This window comes from uncultured Oscillibacter sp., assembly GCF_900544955.1.
Classification (GTDB): Bacteria; Bacillota; Clostridia; order Oscillospirales; family Oscillospiraceae; genus Oscillibacter.
Genome location: NZ_UQXD01000046.1, coordinates 1 through 17,973, shown reverse-complemented (window position 1 = coordinate 17,973; position 17,973 = coordinate 1). Strand labels below are relative to the sequence as shown.

Annotated in this window: 14 protein-coding genes; 6 read left to right on the top strand and 8 right to left on the bottom strand. The window is 64.2% G+C overall.

Translation table 11 applies throughout. The annotated features are described in order from the left end of the window. On the top strand, positions 1-250 hold a 250-nt coding region (locus tag QZS21_RS09940; RefSeq protein ID WP_295582915.1), incomplete at its 5' end, for an aminotransferase class V-fold PLP-dependent enzyme. Beyond that, positions 240-1,139: a selenium metabolism-associated LysR family transcriptional regulator gene (locus tag QZS21_RS09935; RefSeq protein ID WP_295582913.1), complete on the top strand. Its 900-nt coding sequence runs from the start codon at positions 240-242 to the stop codon at positions 1,137-1,139. The genes QZS21_RS09940 and QZS21_RS09935, both read left to right, overlap by 11 nt. A 97-nt stretch (positions 1,140-1,236) precedes the next feature. On the opposite strand, the gene QZS21_RS09930 is transcribed toward QZS21_RS09935, so the two are convergent. The 8 genes from QZS21_RS09930 to QZS21_RS09895 all read right to left on the bottom strand — a co-directional run bounded on the left by QZS21_RS09930 (position 1,237) and on the right by QZS21_RS09895 (position 10,414). Beyond that, on the bottom strand, positions 1,237-2,703 hold the full coding sequence (locus QZS21_RS09930) for a sodium:alanine symporter family protein (protein ID WP_295582911.1): 1,467 nt from the start codon (positions 2,701-2,703) through the stop codon (positions 1,237-1,239). 35 nt (positions 2,704-2,738) lie between these two features. After that, complete coding sequence (locus QZS21_RS09925; RefSeq protein WP_295582909.1) at positions 2,739-3,842, bottom strand: alanine racemase; 1,104 nt, start codon at positions 3,840-3,842, stop codon at positions 2,739-2,741. Between the two features lie 23 nt (positions 3,843-3,865). Beyond that, the gene (locus tag QZS21_RS09920; protein WP_295582907.1) at positions 3,866-4,303 is read right to left on the bottom strand and encodes a RidA family protein; all 438 of its coding nucleotides are present in this window, start codon (positions 4,301-4,303) and stop codon (positions 3,866-3,868) included. Between the two features lie 220 nt (positions 4,304-4,523). Further along, positions 4,524-5,210 (bottom strand): transcriptional regulator, encoded by a 687-nt coding sequence (locus QZS21_RS09915; protein WP_295582905.1) that lies wholly within the window; start codon positions 5,208-5,210, stop codon positions 4,524-4,526. 180 nt (positions 5,211-5,390) lie between these two features. Beyond that, complete coding sequence (locus tag QZS21_RS09910; protein WP_295582903.1) at positions 5,391-8,045, bottom strand: ABC transporter permease; 2,655 nt, start codon at positions 8,043-8,045, stop codon at positions 5,391-5,393. Positions 8,046-8,049: 4 nt separating this feature from the next. Further along, a complete protein-coding gene (locus QZS21_RS09905) occupies positions 8,050-8,721 on the bottom strand; it encodes an ABC transporter ATP-binding protein (protein WP_295582901.1) in 672 nt (223 codons plus the stop codon). A gap of 108 nt (positions 8,722-8,829) precedes the next feature. Next, a complete protein-coding gene (locus QZS21_RS09900) occupies positions 8,830-9,735 on the bottom strand; it encodes a sensor histidine kinase KdpD (RefSeq protein ID WP_295582899.1) in 906 nt (301 codons plus the stop codon). A 1-nt stretch (position 9,736) separates the two neighbouring features. After that, a complete protein-coding gene (locus QZS21_RS09895; RefSeq protein WP_295582897.1) occupies positions 9,737-10,414 on the bottom strand; it encodes a response regulator transcription factor in 678 nt (225 codons plus the stop codon). A 614-nt stretch (positions 10,415-11,028) separates the two neighbouring features. On the opposite strand from QZS21_RS09895, the gene nifJ reads away from it, so the two are divergent. The 4 genes from nifJ to QZS21_RS09875 all read left to right on the top strand — a co-directional run. Continuing rightward, complete coding sequence (nifJ, locus tag QZS21_RS09890; RefSeq protein WP_295582895.1) at positions 11,029-14,559, top strand: pyruvate:ferredoxin (flavodoxin) oxidoreductase; 3,531 nt, start codon at positions 11,029-11,031, stop codon at positions 14,557-14,559. Between the two features lie 128 nt (positions 14,560-14,687). Beyond that, positions 14,688-15,464, top strand: coding sequence for an enoyl-CoA hydratase-related protein (locus QZS21_RS09885; RefSeq protein ID WP_295582893.1), 777 nt, complete (start codon positions 14,688-14,690; stop codon positions 15,462-15,464). A 30-nt stretch (positions 15,465-15,494) separates the two neighbouring features. Further along, complete coding sequence (locus QZS21_RS09880) at positions 15,495-16,964, top strand: 4-hydroxyphenylacetate 3-hydroxylase family protein (RefSeq protein ID WP_295582891.1); 1,470 nt, start codon at positions 15,495-15,497, stop codon at positions 16,962-16,964. Between the two features lie 153 nt (positions 16,965-17,117). Then, positions 17,118-17,973: acyl-CoA dehydrogenase family protein (locus QZS21_RS09875; protein ID WP_295582889.1), on the top strand; the 856-nt coding region annotated here is incomplete at its 3' end.

Here is a 17,973-nt window from a genome sequence, read left to right as displayed (position 1 = left end):
CCTCCCCACCGCCGCGGGCCGCGTGGGCGTGGTGTCCGTCCGGACGGCGGAGCCCGCCCGGGTGGCGGACCGGCTGGACAGGGAGTACGGCATCATGACCCGGGTGGGGCTCCACTGCGCCCCCTGGGCTCACCGGACCCTGGGCACCTACCCGGCGGGGACCCTCCGCTTCTCCTTCGGCTGGTGGAACACGGCGGCGGAGGTGGACGGGGCCCTGGCGGCTCTGGAGGCGATTTTGTATGGAGCTTAAACAGCTGGAGTCCTTTGTGGCGGTGGTGCGCTGGGGGAGCTTTACCCGGGCCGCGGAGCGGACCTACACCTCCCAGCCCACCGTCAGCAGCCACGTCCGGGCCCTGGAGGAGGAGCTGGGCGTCCGCCTCCTCCAGCGGAGCACCAAGCGCGTCCAGGTCACGGCCAAGGGCCGGGAGCTCTACGAGTGCGCCCGGCACATGCTGGAGCTGCGGGACAACCTCCTTCAGCGCTGGGCCAATGAGACCCGGCAGATCATTCACCTGGGGGCCTCCACCATCCCCTCGGCCTACATTCTGCCGGAGGTCCTGCCCCTCTACGGGAAGGCGTGCCCGGAGGCCTACTTCATCATCCACCAGGGGGACAGCAGCGAGATCGCCCGGGGCGTCCTGGGCGGATTGTTCGACATCGGCCTCACCGGCATGCGGTATCCGGACGAGCGGCTGGTGCAGATCCCCTTCTACCGGGACCGCATGGTGCTCATCACCCCGGTGAGCGAGCATTTTCTGGCCCTGCGGGACCGGCCGGAGCCGCCGGTTCTGGAGCTGCTCCGCAGCCCCATCATCCTCCGGGAGAAGGGCAGCGGCAGCAAGAAGAGCGCGGACCGCTTCCTGGAGCAGTTGGGGCTGACGGAGGACGATCTCCGCGTCACCGCCCGCATCAACGACCAGGAGTCCGTGAAAAACCTGGTGGCGGGCGGGCTGGGGGTGTCCATCCTCTCGGAGAAGGCGGCCAGGAACTTCGCCCAGGAGCGGCGGATTCTGGTGTTCGACCTCCCCGGAGAGGCGGCGGAGCGGGATTTTTACCTGATTCTCCCCAAAACCGGTCCCCAAAACCGCATGGCGGCCCAGTTCGCCCAGTTTGTCCGGGGGCAGTATCTGGCGCCGTAGCCGCGCCCTCGAACAAGAGCAGCCGGTCCGACGCCTCGGACCGGCTGCTCTTGTTGAAAGACGGAGGCTGCGGGGAGGGGATCCGCCCGTCCGGGCGTCACTCGGCGCTGACGTGCTCCCGGGCGCTCAGCTCCTCCCACATCTGGTTTTCCGCGCCCTTGATCCCCAGCTTTTCGGGGTGGAACGTCAGCCGGGAGACCCCGGCCTTCTGCTGGGCCTCGTAGTCCCGCAGGGCGGCCAGCGCAGGCTTCACCAGCAGGAGAATGGCGATGATGTTGACCCAGGACATCAGGCCCAGGCCGATGTCCACAATACTCCACACCAGCTCGGAGTAGGTGAGGCCGCCGTAGAAAATGGCGAAGATGACGATGGCCTTCACGATGTTCATCGGCACGCGGGTCCTGTCGCCGCAGAGGAAGACGATGTTGGTCTCCGCGTAGTAGTACGTGGCCATGATGGAAGTGAAGCAGAAGAACGTCACGCAGACGGCGATGACGGGGGAGCCGAAGCCGGCGAAGGAGACGTCGATGGCCTCCTGGGCATACAGCACGCCGGCAGGAATGCCCGCCAGATTCGTCACGATGGCGCTTCCGTCCGGGGCCACCACGTTGTAGCTGGAGGTGACCAGCATCATCAAAGCGCCGACGGTGCAGATCAGCAGGGTGTCGAAGTAGACGGCCAGGGCCTGGGTGAGCCCCTCCTGGCAAGGGTGGTCCACGTCGGACGCGCCGGCGGTGTGGGTGGCGTTGCCCTGGCCGGCCTCATTGGAGTAGATGCCGCGCTTGATGCCCCACATGACGGCCAGACCCGCCACGCTGCCGAAGCCCGCCTCCAGGTTGAAGGCGCACTTGAAAATCAGGGCTAGGGCCGCGGGGAGCTGGGTGACGTGCAGAACGATGATGATGAGGCAGGCGCCCACATACACCAGGGACATCAGGGGGACCATCTTCTCCGCCCACACGCCGATCCGCTTGACGCCGCCGAACACGATGAAGGCGAAAATGACGGCCACGGCCACGGTGGTGCCCAGGCGGGGAATGTGATAGGCGCTCTCCACGGAGTCCACCAGGGTGGAGATGTTGGGCAGGTGCAGGCAGAAGGTGGTTGCAAACAGCGCCACGGCGCTGAACAGCACCGCCAGCCACTTGATGCCCAGGCCCTTGCTCATGTAGTAGGAGGGCCCGCCGCGGAACTCGGTGCCGTCGCTGCTGCGGACCTTGTAGATTTGCGCCAGGGTGCACTCGATGAAGGAGGTGGCGCCGCCGATCAGCGCCACAATCCACATCCAGAAGATGGCGCCGGGGCCGCCGAAGGTGATTGCCGTGGCGACGCCGGCGATGTTCCCCGTGCCGACGCGGCCGGCGGCGGAGATCATGAACGCCTGCACGGAGGACACGCCGGTTTCGCTCTTTTTCCCGCCGATCATGATGCGGAACATATCCTTGATTTTCCGGAATTGGACGCCCCGCGTCGCCACCGTGAAGAAGATGCCTGCGCCCAGGATCAAAAACAGCATGGGAACGCTCCAGATCAAGTCATTTAGCTTGGTTGTGAATGCCAGCATAACCTTCCCTCCTAAAACGTTTTTTCAGTGGATGCTCAGTAGTTCTTTCCCCGCGCCTTCACCTCGTAGGTTCCGTAAATGGCTCCGTCCTTTTTCAGATACACACGGTCAAACAGATTGACGGTGGGACAGATGTGATTGGGGATGATCTCCAGCAAATCCCCCGTATGTACGGTGCAGGGCCCCTCCGGCTCCAGCATCCCGTGCTCCTCGCTGAGGCGGGAGAGCACCAGCTCCGGATGGCCCACCACCGTGCCGTAGCCCTTCAGGAAGTAGGGGGCCTTTCCCGGGCCGGTGTCGGTGGAGAGGCTCTTGCAGCCGCAGTCGATCACCACCACCTCCGGCTTGCAGGTGCTCACCACCTGGCTGACCACCACCGCCGCCACGTCCTCTTGGGTGCTGCCGCAGGCCTGGGTGTTGACCTGCATCATGTCCTGGAAGATATAGGTGCCGGGGCGGACCTCCGTGACCCCGGGGACCTCCGCGCAGAACTCCCCGGTGGGCGTGGAGCCCACGCTGACGTCCTCCAGGGGGACGCCGGCCGCCCGGATGCGCTCCGCCAGGTCCGCCATAAGCGCGCCCTCCTGATGGCCGCACTTTTTCCGGTCCGCGTCCGTCTTCCCGTCGCAGATCAGGCCGCGGAAGGTGAAGATGCCCTGCAAACGGATGCCAGGCAGAGCGGAGAGCCGGACGGCCTCCGCCACCGCGTCGTCGTAGGGGATGCCGGTCCGGTGCATCCCGGTGTCCACCTCCAGGCGAAGCTCCAGGACCACCCCTTCGGCGGCGCAGGCCCGGGAGATTGCTTCGGCGGTCTCATAGCAGTCGGCGGCGCAGATCAGGCGGATTTTTCGGGCCAGGGCAATGGCCCGGCGGATGCGCCCCTCCCCCACCAGGGGGTATGCCATGAAGATGTCGTCGATGCCGTGCTCCGCCATCACCTCCGCCTCGGAGAGCTTTGCCACGGTGATCCCGGCGGCGCCGTACTCCAGCTGCAGCTTCGCCAGCTCCGGAATCTTGTGGGTTTTGGTGTGGGGGCGCAGGCGGCAGCGGTTTGCCGCGCAGTGCTCCGCCATCCGCCGCAGGTTGTTGTGGACCTTGTCCATGTCGATCACAATATAGGGCGTTTCCAGCGTCATCATGAGTCCTCCCTCCAACCGGTTTGTCACGCGATCTCAAAAATGGATTCGATCTCCACCGTCAGCCCCAGGGGCAGGCTGTTGGTTCCGATGGCGGACCGGGCGTGCCGACCGCTCTCTCCAAACACGTCCAGCAGGAGCTGGGAGGCGGCGTTGATGACCACGGCCTGTTCGGTGAAGCGGTCATCTCCCGCCACAAAGCCCAGCAGCTTGACCGGTTTTTTCACCCGGTCCAGCGACCCCAGGTACGCTTCCACGGCCGCCAGCGTGTTGCGCATGCAGACCTCCGCCCGCCGGGCCGCCTCCTGCGTGCTCACGTCCACGCCGGCCCGCCCCTTCAGCTGGACGCCGTTTTCAATGCAGCCCTGGCCGGAGATGAAGAGCAGGTTCCCGGTCTGCTGGACCGGCAGGTAAATGCCCACGGGCTCCAGCGCCTTGGGCAGGACAATCCCCTTCTGGGACATACGGGTGTATACGGATTCCAATGTACAGCGCCTCCTCAGTAAAATAGTTGCCTAATTAATACAAATATTTAGTATGAAATACTAACAGTTAGTATGATCCCTGGGTAAAAAAAGAAGTCATAGAAGCTGCGGCCGCTATGAACTCCTTTGTCATTCCTATGATAAGGCCAGTATACCGCGGGCCGCGCAGAATGTCAAACTAATTTTTAGCTTTTTTGGATTATTCAGTCGTTTTGTTTTTCTCCAGCAGGGCGTTGTTGTTTTTCCGCACGATGTCCAGATAATTGTAAAAGGTGTACTTGGAGATGCCCAGCAGAGAGCAGATGCGCTTGCTGGAATTGGTGATGATAAACACGTCCTTGGCCTCCAGCTCCGCGATGAAGCGGATCTTCTCCTCCTTGCTCAGGGTCTGGGGCGCCTGCCCGAATTTCCGGGTGGTCCGCTCGATCAGGGTGTCCAGCAGGTCGTGGACGTTTTCCGTGAAAAACTCCTTGGGCGCTCCGTCCTCGTTCTCCGGGCTCCGGGACTGGTTGTAGGCGTTCAGAAACTTCTCCAGGTGCAGCGTCTCCGTGATGTCCAGATTGACGCACAGGGAGCCCACGGGCTTTCCCTCCGCGTTCTTAAAATAGATGGAGGAGGAGCGCAGAATTTTGCCGTTGGAGGCGTAGGTCAGGTAGTTGAACTCGTCCTTTGCCTCAACGGTGCCCTTCATAATCTCAAAGCCCAGGTTGGTGTTGCACCCGCCCAGAGCCCGCCCGGTCACGTGGCCGTTGCGGATATCCACGATGCTGTGCATGGGCCCTTTGGTGTAGTCGTGCAGGATCACCTCACAGGAATACCCGAACTGATGCTCCAAAAGGTCCAGGAACTGTTTCAGCAGCTCCTTGTTGTCAGAGACATTCTCCATATGCTTCCCTCACTTCCTGACTCATGCCGCCATTGTATAACGTTTTGTCAAAATATGCAAGCAAATCAGCCAAATTGCCAGCACCCGCCCCTGGGAGAGGACCGGCGATGAGAACAGCCGTGCCCGCCGGATATCCGGCGGGCACGGCTGTTTGGGAGGGGAGGAATCGCCGCGCCCCTCTTACGCCTCCGCCACCCGGAGCCGCTCCACGATGGTGGCTTTGGCCATGGAGCGGTATACCGCCAGGGGCAGGGCCACGCCCAGCAGCAAAAACACCGGCGTCACCCACACCATGGGGGCCAGGGTGAAGCGGTAGGTGAAAAACCAGAACATGCTGTTCATGGCGCTGCCCAGCAGCGGGCCCGCCGCTAGGCTGATGCCGCCGGACAGGGCCACCGCCGCCAGGGCGTACAGCAGCCCCTCCCACACCAGCATGGTTTTCAGCTGCCGGCCGGTCATGCCCACGGACTGGAGCACGGCGAACTCCCGCTTTCGGGTGAGAATGCCGGTGAGAATCGCGTTGAAAAAGTTCAGGATGCCCACCAGCCCCACGATAAAGCTCAGCGCGCCGCCCAACAGCAAAAACATGGAGCGGAAGCTCTCGAACTCCGCGGTGTAGGTGGCCTTGCTCTCATAGTCGAACTGGGGATTGACGCGGCCTGTGTAGTCCGCCAGGAAGGTCTCCATGGCGTCGGTGGCCTCGTCCGTGGTATTAAAGGCATAGTACAGCACGCTGTCCGTGCCGGAGTCCCGGACAAAGATCTGGTCGTTGAGGATGAACTCGTCGCTGCCGTAGTAGCGGTAGCTCAGGGCGTTGGGAACCGACACCAGCGCCGCCACCTGGTAGTCCACGTCGTGGAACTTCGTGGCCCGATACACGGCGCCGGAAAACTCCTCCGGATTGACGGCCTCCCCCGTGGCGGGGTCCACATAGCGGCCCTCCTCCACGTAGCGGAGCGTCACCGTGTCCCCCAGCTTGGCCCAGTGAGAGTCCATGTAGGGCTCGCCGTAGTCGCTCTCCGAGTACACGGCGGCCACATACCGTCCGCCGGGCTCGTAGAGTTTGCCGAGATCGCCGTCCAAAACCCGCAGGCGGTCCAGAGCGAAGGGCTCCATGCCGTAGAGCTGGGCGTTGTCCGCGATCAGGCCGTCCCCGGTGCGCTGCTGGGCGGCCACCTGGGCGTCCAGGGCCGCCGCGTCGTACCACCGGCCGTAGAGGGAGCGGAAGTAGTCCTCCGTGATAAATTCCTGAACCAGGGTGGTCTCGCCGTAGGTCCGGCCGCCCTCCGTCACGCCGCCCTGGGCGGCAATCGCGGAGAGGGTCTCCTCAGACACCGCGTTTTCCGGATGGAAGCCGGGGTTTGCGGTTTGGAAGTGGGCTGCGTCCGCCACCACAAAGTCGCTGACGGTGAAGTTGGCCAGGTATTTGTCCATGTCGAAGCCCCTGGTGAAGGTGACGGTCAAGTTCAGCAGCACCACCGCCAACGAGAGGGAGAGGACGGTAACCACGGTCTTGCCCCGGCTGCGGCCCAGATTGGCCCAGGCCATGGCGAAGAGGTCGGTCCCCCTGCCGGACCGGCGGACCGCCTTTTTGCCGCCGCCTCCCTCGGTGTACCGCACCGCCTCGATGGGGGAGACCCGGGCGGCCATGCGGCCGGGCTTGCGACAGGAGAGGGTGACGGTGAGCAGGGCGAACAGCGCCGCCCCCAGGAAGATGGCGGGGTGCAGGGAGGCCACGGTGTCGATGCCGTTGAGCTGGGAGACGATCACCGGCGTCAGCCAGGTGCCCACCAGCCAGCCCAGCGCCAGCCCCAGGGGGATGCCCGCCAGGCTCAGCAGCAATGCCTGCTGGCGGATGATGCGCCGGATCTGGCGGGGGGTGGTGCCGATGGTTTTCAGCAGGCCGTAAAACCGGATGTCGTTGGTGACGGAGATTTGGAACACGTTGTAGATGATGAGGTAGCCGGTGAAGATGATGAGCACCAGGATGGCAGCGATGGCCAGGACGGTGGGGAGGTCCAGGCCGTCGGCCAGCTGGGCGCCGGTGTAGCCCCAGTTGACGCCGATGCGCAGAAAGCCCGGCTCCGCGTTGGTCTCCCTCTGGTAGCCGTGGGCCGCCAGAATCCGGTCCATGTCCCGGGCGATGTTGTCGGCGCCGCCCTTGAGCATCACGTCCAGATTCCAGGTGCCGGTCATGCCGTCGCCGCCGGGCGGGGTGACTCCCGTCTCCGCCAGGATGGCGTCCACCCGGCTCTCCGGAAGCAGAATGTGGCTGGCCACAATGGCCTCGTCATACTCCCACCAGCCGCACAGGGTGAAGGTCTGGGTGGTGGGGCGGCCGTCCACCGTAAAGGGGACGGTGAACGCGGCCCCCAGCTCCGGCTCCACGCCCAGCAGCGCCAGCACACGGGTGTCGGTGGCGGCCTCCTGCGTGCCCTCCGCCGGCAGCCGGCCCTCCACCGGGTCGCAGAACATCCAGTGGGCGTTGGCGGCGTCGGAATAGCCCACCTCCACGTGGGATTTGTTGAAGGGGGCCTCGACGGGCATGCCGATGAAGCGCCGCAGGCCCCAGGACGCAATGAGGGGGTCTTCCCGCAGCTCCTGGAACTGCTCCTCCGTCAGGTATTTGAAGGTGCCGTGGGCAAAGCCCCCCGCCTGGCGGAAATTGGACTGCTGAAAGCCGTCGTTGATGGACATGGCGATGGTGAACAGGGAGGTGAAGAGCACCGTGGTCAGGGCGATGGCGGCCACGGCAATGCGGTTGCGGTTCCGGGCGGCCCGCATGGCCCGGGCGCTGAGGCGGCGGATGCACCCGCCGTTGGCGACGTGAATCATGCCGTCACCTCCGCGCCGCGATGCGGCCGTCTTCGATGCGGATAATCCGGTCCGCCATCTGGGCGATCTCCTCGTTGTGGGTGATCATGACGATGGTTTGGCCGAACTGGCGGCTGGTGACCTTCAAAAGGCCCATGACGTCCTGGCTGGTCCGGCTGTCCAGGTTGCCGGTGGGCTCGTCGGCCAGGATGATGGCCGGATCGGCCGCCATGGCCCGGGCGATGGCCACCCGCTGCTGCTGGCCGCCGGAGAGGTTGGCCGGGAGGTTTTGCAGCTTGCTCCCCAGGCCCAGGGTCTCGATGATCCGCTCCACGCCGGCCTGGTCCGGCTGCCGCCCGTCCAGTTGGATGGGGAGGACGATGTTCTCATACACGTTCAGAACCGGCACTAGGTTGTAGTTCTGGAACACAAAGCCGATCTTCCGGCGGCGGAAGATGGTCAGCGCCTCGTCCTTCAGGGCGGAGAGCTCCCGGCCGTCCACGGTGACGGTGCCGGAGGTGGGGCGGTCCAGGCCGCCCAGCATGTGCAGCAGGGTGGACTTGCCGGAGCCGGAGGTGCCCACCACGGCCACAAACTCCCCCTTCTCCACCGCCAGGTTCACCCCGTCCAGGGCGCGGACTTCCGTGTCCCCGGCGCCGTAGACTTTCCGCAGGTCCTTGGTCTCCAAAATCGTCATCTTTCGTTCCTCCATGAAAGCAGAAATCTGTATTGCCTTTCGACAATACAGACTCTACCATGAGAATCTTTCCACGTTCTTTCCGAAATCTAACAGAATGGAAAGATTTCAGCCCCGGGGTAGGTACAGGGAGAATTTGGCCCCCTGCCCCGGCCGGGAGAAGACCTTGAGATAGCCGCCCTGGCACTCCGCGATCTGCCGGGCCAGGTACAGCCCGATGCCCACGCCCTCCGCCTCCCGGACGCCGGGGGAGCGGTAAAACCGCTGAAAGACCCTGGGCTGCTCCGCCTCGGGGATGCCGGGGCCAGTGTCTGTCACGTTGATGCGGCAGAAGAGCTCGTAGGCCACCGCCTCCACGGTGACCCGCCCGCCGGGAGGGGTGTACTTCACCGCATTGTCCAGCAGGTTGTAGACCGCCTCCTCCGTCCACTTGGGGTCAAAGAGGGCCCTGGTCTCCGTGGGCACCAGGGTTAGGCACAGACCCTTCTCCGCCGCCTTGGGGGCGGCCTGGGCCGCGGCGGATTCCAGCATGGGCTGCAGCGGCCCGGGGCGGGGGTGCAGCGCCAGAACGCCGGCCTCCAGCCGGGAGGTCTTCACCAGGGACTCGATGAGGGAGCGGAGCTTGTCCGCCTGATCCGCCAGGGCCTCGGCGCACACCCGGCTCTCCGGGGGCAGGTCCTGCTCCTCCAGCAGCTGGGCGTAGAGCAGGAGGTTTGCGATGGGGGTGCGGGTCTGGTGGGAGATGTCGGCGATGAGGGTGCTGATCTTGTCCCGCTCCTCCTGTAAATTCCGCACGGAGACCGCGGAGGCGGCGAGGTAGTGGGCCAGCCGGGTCTCCACGGCGGAGCGGAGGCTCTCGTCAAAGTCCCGCTCCACGTCGCCGCCCGCCAGGGCCTTTTCCAGCATATTCTCCAGGCTTTGAAGGGTGCGCCGCGTCCGCCGGCGGTCCCAGAGGATCACCGCCAGCGCGGCCAGCACTGCGGCGGCGGTGACGCACAGTCCGGTGGCGGTCATCTCAGCGCACCGCCCAGGTATAGCCGATGCCGTACACCGTCTTCAGGTACCTGGGCCGGGAGGGGGTCTCCTCCAGCTTGTCCCGCAGGCGCTTGATGGTGACGGACAGGGCGTTTTCGTCCACGTATTCCGCCCCGTCCGTCCAGATCCGGTCCACCAGCTCCCCCCGGCTGAGGGTGGTGCCCCGGTTGGAGACCAGGAGGCGCAGGAGCTTCTGCTCCGTTTTGCTCAGCTCCACCGCCCGCCCCTCCCGGCGGAACTCCATCCGCTGAAAGTCGAAGGAGAAGCCCTCCAGCTCCACCGGGCCCTCCTCCCCGCCCCCGGCCCGGCGGAGCTGGGCGTTGACCCGGGCCCGCAGCACCGCCAGGGAGAAGGGCTTGGTGATATAGTCGTCGGCGCCGGACTCCAGTCCGGTGACGATGTCGGTTTCCAAATCGTTGGCGGTCAGCAGGATCACGGGGACGGCGCCGGCGGCCCGGACCTCCCGCAGCAAGTCCAGCCCGCTGCCGTCAGGCAGGTTCACGTCCAGAATCAGCAGCTCAAACGCCTCCTCCGCCAGGGCCCGCCGGGCCTCGACCAGGGCATGACACAGGGTGATCTCCGTCTCGCCGTCCCCCAGAGCCAGGCAGATGCCCCGGCCCAGGGCCGCGTCGTCCTCCAAAAGCAGCAGCTTTCGCACAGCCACCCCTCCTTTCCGCCCCCAGTATAGCACGTCCGGGGGCAAAGCGGAAGAGGAAACCTGCGCTCCTCTTCCGACAGACGGAAAAAGATTGCGCTCTACAAAATTTCGTCTCAGACGGCCCAAATGTTCGGAGAATGGGGCGAAATTGGAAAAAATCCAGCCGTCCGCGGCTGAGACCGTCCAGAATTCCCCTAATTATCATAAAAAATCATGGCAAATATGCCGCCGTTCGGCTTGCATCCGGGACAAAGCTATTGTAAAATAAAAACACCGATAGTATAGTAAGAGTATAGCGTTTCCCGGGGGGATGTCCCAGGCGGTCACACATGGGCGAAAACAGAACGGGCGGCTGCTCCGCGCTTCCGAAAAACGCCGCAGGCATGGCGAAAAGCGGTGCGGGGGCGAGGGCCGTCTCTTGCGCAGCACCATTGCTTTCCGCAGCTCCAACATGCGTGACATCCGGTCTTCTATAAATATAAAGAGAGGTGAAAAGGGAGAAGTTCAGGATTCCAAAGAGACCAGAGGAATGAATCCATGCAAGCACCCAGCCGTGCGCGAGACCCTTACGCAGGGCCTTCAAAACCCTACTTTGTAACACCAGGAGGATCATTATGCACAAAAAATACGTAGTTATGGACGGTAATACCGCCGCGGCCCATGTTGCCTATGCGTTTACAGAGGTTGCGGCCATCTATCCCATCACCCCGTCTTCTCCCATGGCGGAAAAGGTGGACGAGTGGTCCGCGAAGGGGCGCAAGAACCTGTTTGGCTCCACGGTGGACGTGATTCAGATGCAGTCCGAGGCCGGCGCCGCGGGCACCTGCCACGGCTCCCTGCAGGCCGGCGCCCTGACCACCACCTTCACCTCCTCCCAGGGCCTGATGCTGATGATTCCCGCCATGTATGCCATGGGCGGGCAGTTCCTTCCCAGCGTCATGCACATCGCCTCCCGCGTGGTCACCTCCAACCATCACTCCATTTTCGGCGACCACACCGACTTTATGACCTGCCGCATGACGGGCTACGGCATGCTGATGTCCTCCTCTCCCCAGGAGGCCATGGATCTGGGCGCGGTGGCCCACCTGTCCGCCATCAGCGCCAGATACGCCTTCATGCACTGCTTTGACGGCTTCCGCACCTCTCACGAGATGCAGCGCATCGAGGCGCTGGACTACGAGGACCTGCGGGGCCTGGTGGACCAGGACGCCCTGAAGGCCTTCCGCCGCAGCTCCCTGAACCCCGAGCATCCCACCAACCGCGGCAACAACGTCAACCCCGACGTCTACTTCCAGTGCAAGGAGGGCGCCAACGAGAAGGCCGCCTCCGTGCCCGACACGGTCCAGCACTACATGGACGAGATCAACAAGCTCACCGGCCGGGACTACAAGCTGTTCAACTACTACGGCGCCCCCGACGCGGAGGAGGTCATCGTGGTCATGTGCTCCGCCTCCGAGGCCGTGAAGGAGACCATCGACTACCTCAACGCCCATGGCCGCAAGGTGGGCCTGGTGCAGATTCACCTGTACAGACCCTTCTCCGTCAAGCACTTTGCCGCCGCTATCCCCGCCACCTGCAAGAAGATCGCCGTGCTGGACCGCTCCAAGGAGACCGGCTCCGTGGGCGAGCCCGTGTACCTGGACGTGGTCACCGCCCTGAACCAGGCCGGCAGAGGCGACATCAAGGTGGTGGGCGGCCGCTACGGCCTCAGCTCCAAGGACACCACCCCCGGCCAGCTGATCGCCGTGTACGACAACCTCAAGCAGGACCAGCCCAAGAACAGCTTCACCATCGGCATCATCGACGACGTGACCCACACCTCCCTGGACTACAAGGAAGTGGAGCTGGCCCACGCCGGTGAGGTCTCCTGCAAGCTGTGGGGCCTGGGCGGCGACGGCACCGTGGGCGCCAACAAGAACGCCATCTCCACCATCGGCCTCGTGGCGGACAAGTACGCCCAGGCGTATTTCTCCTACGACTCCATGAAGTCCGGCGGCCTGACCCAGTCCCACCTGCGCTTCGGCGACACGCCCATCCGCTCCACCTATCTGGTGTCCTCCGCGGATTTCGTGGGTGTCCACGCGCCTACTTATGTCAACAAGTACGACACCACCGAGGATTTGAAGGACGGCGGCATCTACCTGCTCAACTGCCCCTGGGGCGTTGAGGAGCTGGAGGAGCGCCTCCCCGCCAAGATGAAGCGGGACCTGTACAACAAGCACGCCCAGTTCTATATCATCGACGCGGTGAAGCTGGCCGGGGCCATCGGCCTGGGCAAGCGCACCAACAGCATCCTGCAGGCGGCCTTCTTCGCCCTGACGAAGGTGATCCCCCTGGATGTGGCCGTTGAGGACATGAAGAAGAACAACTACAACTCCTACTTCAAGAAGGCCGGCCAGAAGATCGTGGATCTGAACAACCAGGCCGTGGATGTGGGCGTCAGCGCCGCCGTCAAGGTGGAGATCCCCGAGAGCTGGGCCAACGCCTCGGACGCCCCCGCCCAGGAGATCAAGGCCACGCCCTTTGTCAAGGACATCGTCATCCCCATGGACCGCCAGCAGGGCGACAAGCTGCCCGTGTCCGTCTTCAAGAAGCACGGCGTGCTGGACGGCACCTGGGAGAACGGCACCTCCGCCTACTCCAAGCGCGGCGTGGCCCTCAACGTGCCCAAGTGGAACGGCGAGAGCTGCATCCAGTGCAACCGCTGCTCCATGGCCTGCCCCCATGCCGCCATCCGTCCCGTCCTTCTGAGCGAGGCGGAGAAGGCCCAGGTGCCCGCCTCCTTCGAGACGGTCCCCGCCAAGGGCCTGGGCAAGGACGCCCCCGCCTACGCCTACCGCATGCAGGTCTCTCCCTATGACTGCCTGGAGTGCGGCGTGTGCCTGACGGTCTGCCCCGCCAAGGACAAGGGCGCCCTGGTGATGACGCCCTTCGAGGAGATGAAGGCCGAGCAGGTGAACTTCGACGAAGTGGCCATGAACGACGCCTATCTGAAGAAGGACATCATCAGCAGCAAGAACGTCAAGACCATGCAGTTTGCCAAGCCCTACTTCCAGTTCTCCGCTGCCTGCGCGGGCTGCGCGGAGACCACCTACATCAAGCTGGTCAGCCAGCTGGTGGGCGACCGCATGTACATCGGCAACGCCGCGGGCTGCTCCTCCGCCATCAGCGGCGGCGCCCCCATCCTGCCCTACTGCCGCGACAGCCAGGGCCACGGCCCCGCCTGGGAGCACTCCCTGTTTGAGGACAACGCCGAGTTTGCCTACGGTTTCTTCCACGCTCAGGACGCCATCCGCAAGGAGCTGCTGATCCGCCTGGAGGAGATGAAGGAGGCCGGCGTGGCCGTGGAGGCCGTGGAGGCCTACCTGGCCGACTGGAACGACCATGAGAAGTCCCGCGCCGTGTCCGACGGCCTGATCGCCGCTCTGGAGCAGTGCGAGAAGACCCCCGACGTGGAATACATCCTGGAGAACAAGGAGTACCTCTCCAAGAAGTCCATCTGGGCCATCGGCGGCGACGGCTGGGCCTACGACATCGGCTTCGGCGGCATCGACCACGTCATGGCGCAGAACCGGGACGTAAACCTGCTGGTCCTGGATACCGAGGTGTACTCCAATACCGGCGGACAGTCCTCCAAGTCCACCCCCACCTCCGCCGTGGCCAAGTTTGCCGCCGGCGGCAAGCAGGTGGCCAAGAAGGACCTGGGCGCCATCCTGATGAACTACGGTTACGTGTATGTGGCCCAGGTGGCCATGGGCGCCGACCAGGCCCAGACCCTGAAGGCCATCCGGGAGGCGGAGTCCTATCCCGGCCCCTCCATCATCATCGCCTACTGCCCCTGCCTGGAGCAGCACATCAAAGCCGGCATGAGCTGCACCCAGAACGAGATGAAGAAGGCCGTGGACTGCGGCTACTGGCAGCTCTACCGCTATGATCCCCGCCGGATTGAGCAGGGCGAGAACCCCTTCCAGCTGGACTCTCCCGAGCCCGACATGGATAAGCTCATGGACTATCTGATGGGCGAGAACCGCTTTGCGTCCCTGAAGAACAACTTCCCCGGCAAGGCCGACGCCCTCTATGCCAAGGAGATTGCGGACGTCAAGGCCCGCTACGCCAGATACCGCAAGATGGCCGACAACGGATAACGGCACCCGCCCATCCGGCGCGCCGGGGCCTCCCTGAGGGGACCGGGCGCAGCCGCAGCGGTCCGCGGGAAAACCAATGGGGTGCCGCCTGAAACCAGGCGGCACCCCGCGAATTGAGGAGGAACCGTATGTATCAGACGATTCACTACGAGAAGCAGGAGAACATCGGGATCATCACCATCGACCGGCCTGAGGCGCTGAACGCCATCAACGGCGCCGTGATCGAGGATCTGGAGAAGGCCATTGCCGAGGTGGAGCAGGACGGCGAGCTGGGCTGCCTCATTGTCACCGGCGCGGGCCGGTCCTTTGTGGCCGGCGCCGACATCGGCGTGCAGCAGCCCTTTGATCTGACCGCTGGCCGCAACTGGGGCCGCCGGGGCAGCGCCCTGATGCGCCGGATCGAAAAGCTGGAAATCCCCACCATCGCCGCGGTGAACGGCTTCGCCCTGGGCGGCGGCTGCGAGCTGGCCATGGCCTGCGACATCATTCTGGCGTCGGAAAAGGCCAAGTTCGGCCAGCCCGAGGTCACGCTGGGCATCCCCCCCGGCTTCTCCGGCACCCAGCGCCTGCCCCGCCGCATCGGCGTGGCCAAGGCCAAGGAGCTGATTTTCTCCGGCAAGGTCATCAAGGCCGAGGAGGCCAAGGACATGGGCCTGGTCAACGCCGTCTTCGCTCCCGAGGAGCTGATGAACGGCGCGCTGGAGATGGCCCGGTCCTTTGCCAAGAACGCCCCCATCGCCGTGAAGTACTCCAAGGCCTGCATCGACCGGGGCATGCAGATGGATATTGACGACGGCATCGCCCTGGAGAACGAGATGTTCGGCATGTGCTATGCCACCGAGGACCAGAAGGAGGGCATGACCGCCTTCCTGGAGAAGCGGTCCGCCACCTTCCACAACAAGTAAAACAAGCCGAGAGTAAGTGAGGAGCAAACGATGAAAACGGCACAAGAGTATATTGAGAGCCTGCGGGCGCTGAAGACGCGGGTGTACATGTTCGGGGAGCAGCTGGAGAATTGGGTGGACCACCCGATGATCCGCCCGTCGATCAACTGCGTGGCGATGACGTACGCAGTGGCGGAGGACCCGCAGTACGCGGAGCTGATGACGGTGACGTCCAGCCTGACGGGGCACAAGATCAACCGGTTCACGCACCTGCACCAGTCCACGGAGGACCTGATCAACAAGGTGAAGATGCAGCGGCTGCTGGGACAGAAGACGGCGAGCTGCTTCCAGCGTTGCGTGGGGATGGACAGCTTCAACGCGGTGTTCTCCACCACGTTTGAGGTGGACGAGAAGTACGGGACCCACTACCACGAGAACTTCCGGAAGTTCCTGACGATGGTGCAGGACGAGGACCTGGTGGTGGACGGGGCGATGACGGACCCGAAGGGGGACCGCTCCAAGGCGCCCCACGAGCAGGCGGACCCGGACATGTTCGTGCATGTGGTGGAGCGGCGCGCAGACGGCATCGTGGTGTGCGGGGCCAAGTGCCACCAGACGGGGTCCGTGAACAGCCACTGGCACATCTTCATGCCCACCATCTCCATGGGGGAGGCGGACAAGGACTGGGCGGTGAGCTTCGCCTGCCCCACGGACGCCGAGGGCATGTACATGATCTACGGCCGTCAGTCCTGCGACACGCGGAAGATGGAGGAGGACGCGTCCATCGACGTGGGCAACGCGAAGTTCGGCGGCCAGGAGGCCCTGGTGGTGCTGGACCACGTGTTCATCCCCAACGAGTACATCTTCCTGAACGGGGAGTATGAGTTCGCGGGGATGATGGTGGAGCGGTTCGCAGGGTACCACCGGCAGAGCTACGGCGGCTGCAAGGTGGGCGTAGGCGACGTGGTGATCGGCGCGACGGCGCTGGCGGCGGAGTACAACGGCGTGGAGAAGGCCAGCGCGGTGAAGGATAAGCTGATCGAGATGACGCACCTGAACGAGACGCTGTACTGCTGCGGGATCGCGTGCTCCAGCCAGGGCTTCCGGACGAAGGCGGGGAACTACCAGATCGACCTGCTGCTGGCCAACGTGTGCAAGCAGAACGTGACGCGGTTCCCGTATGAGATCGTGCGCCTGGCGGAGGATGTGGCCGGCGGGCTGATGGTGACGATGCCCTCCCAGAAGGACTTCCACTCGGAGACGGTGGTGGGCCGGAACGGGGAGACCATCGGGGAGATCTGCAACAAGTTCTTCGTGGGCCGGGAGGGCGTCAGCACGGAGGACCGGCAGCGGATTATGCGGTTCCTGGAGAACATGTGCCTGGGCGCAGCGGCGGTGGGCTACCGGACGGAGTCCATGCACGGCGCCGGATCCCCCCAGGCCCAGCGGATCATGATCGCCCGTCAGGGGAACATCCAGGGCAAGAAGCAGCTTGCCAAGGAGATCGCGGGCATCCGGTGAGGAAGCAGACCCGGAGCGGGGGGCGGAGGTCCCCCGCGCCCGGGCTCAGCCGCGGACTGAAAAACCATTCCGCGATACGGAAGACCCTGTTTTAATTCCAGTGGGACCCCCGCCGGAGCGCGGCGGGAAAAAAAGATAAAAGGAGACAACATCATGGATTTTAATCTGAGCCGTGAGCACCAGCTGATCCGGAAGATGATGGCCGATTTCACCGAGACGGAAGTGAAGCCCATCGCGGCGGAGACGGACAAGACGAGCCAGTACCCGCGGGAGAACATCGAGAAGCTGTTCAACCTGGGCGTGATGGGGATGTGCGTGCCGAAGGAGTACGGCGGCGCGGGGGCGGACCCCCTGGCGGCGGCGATCTGCGTGGAGGAGCTGAGCAAGCAGTGCGCGTCCACGGGGGACATCGTGGCGACGCACAACGGGCTTTGCTGCGACCCGATCCTGACCCACGGGACGGAGGAGCAGAAGGCGAAGTACCTGCCGATGCTGACGACGGGGCACAAGGTGGGCGCGTTCGCGCTGACGGAGCCCAACGCGGGCTCCGACGCGTCCAAGAGCCAGACGGAGGTGAAGCTGGAGGGGGACCACTACGTGATGAACGGGTCCAAGATCTTCATCACCAACGGATATGTGGCGGACGTGTTCGTGGTGTTCGCCATGACGGATAAGAGCAAGGGGAACAAGGGCATCTCCGCGTTCATCGTGGAGAGCAGCTTCCCGGGCTTCTCCGTGGGCAAGCACGAGGAGAAGATGGGCCTGCACGGGTCTCCGACGGCGGAGATCGTGTTCACGGACATGATCGTGCCGAAGGAGAACCTGCTGGGGAAAGAGGGCAAGGGCTTCGGCATTGCCATGCAGACGCTGGACGGCGGGCGGATCGGCATCGCGGCCCAGGGCCTGGGCATCGCCGAGGGCGCGCTGGCGGAGGCGAAGGAGTATACGAAGGGGCGCGTGCAGTTCGGCAAGCCCATCAGCAAGTTCCAGAACACCCAGTTCACCTTCG